Genomic DNA, 1,145 nt, shown 5'->3' on the forward strand with positions numbered 1-1,145 from the left:
CAGAGGGGCTTAGGACGCTGTTAGAACAGAAAAAGGCTGAAGAGATAGAGAGGGAACTAAAGAGTGCGCTGGGATTAGAAAAACTGGAAAAGTTGGCGGAGCTGGAGTTGGTCAAGCAGCGGCTTGAGTCGATGAAGGAGCTGGAGAGGGAGCTGGAAGCGAAAAAGTCGCAGCTGGAGAAGGATGGGCTGAGAGTGGAGCTGGAGGCGCTGGTGCGGCTGGAGGCGGATGTGGCACAACTGCGAGAGTTGGAGAAGCTGAAGGGGCTGAAGGAGGAGATAAAGGAGGTGAAGAAGGCCGAGAAAAAGCTGGAGGAAAAGAAGTCAGAGCTGGAGCAGGCAGTAGGAAAGTTGAAACTGGAAGACTTGGACAGGCTAGAAGAGATAAAGCTGGCGGAGGTGAAGGGGAAGCTGGGAAAGCTAGAAGCTAAGAAGTTGGAGGAGGTGCAGGAGAAGGTAACGTCGTTAGGGTCAAAAGAACTAGAGGGAAAGGGGCTGACACGGGAAGAGATAAGAGCACTGAGAGAGCTAGGGAAGCTAGAGGGGAAAAAGCTGGCGGAGCTGGAGAAGCTGAAGGTGAATACACCCGGACTTAAGGAACTGGGGAAAAAGCTAGGAGAAACAGTAAAAGAACTAGCAGCGATCAGGGAGCTGAAGGAAGGGCCAGAGCTGGAGCAGATGCTCAAGGAGATAAGACTGGATCTGGAGGAGCAGCTGAGGATGCTAGCTGAGGTTAAGGATCTCAAGGCATTGGCTGAAAAGCAGAAGGATGAAGCGCTAGATGTTCAAGAGATATTACAGCTTACGACCAGAACTGTGGCATTAGAGAGGAATCTGGTAGCAAAGGTAAGTAAGCTAGATAGAAAGAGTCTGGAAAGTCAGAAGAAGGTACTGGAGCAGGAAAAGCTTAAGCTGATTAAGGAGCTGGCTGAGAAGCGAAAAGCCAAAGGGCTCTTTGGAGCAGTACTAGACCTGGGACTGGTGGCGCTGGGTGTAGGAGAAACAAAGGACTGGGAGTTAGTGATACTGGAGAAAAAACTAGCCAAGATCAACGCACTCCTAGAGGGTGGAGATATAGCAAAACTGGGAAGACAGATAAAGAGGATCAGGGGACTAGAGGATCTAGCTGTTAGTAAGAAGCTTAAA

1 pseudogene is annotated in these 1,145 nt (G+C 50.1%); it reads left to right on the plus strand.

Annotated features, from left to right (window positions below):
- Positions 1-1,145: pseudogene (locus GAC_RS05745) on the plus strand (hypothetical protein); the annotation flags it as partial.

The organism is Anaplasma marginale str. Florida, from assembly GCF_000215485.1.
In the GTDB taxonomy this organism is placed as follows: domain Bacteria; phylum Pseudomonadota; class Alphaproteobacteria; order Rickettsiales; family Anaplasmataceae; genus Anaplasma; species Anaplasma marginale.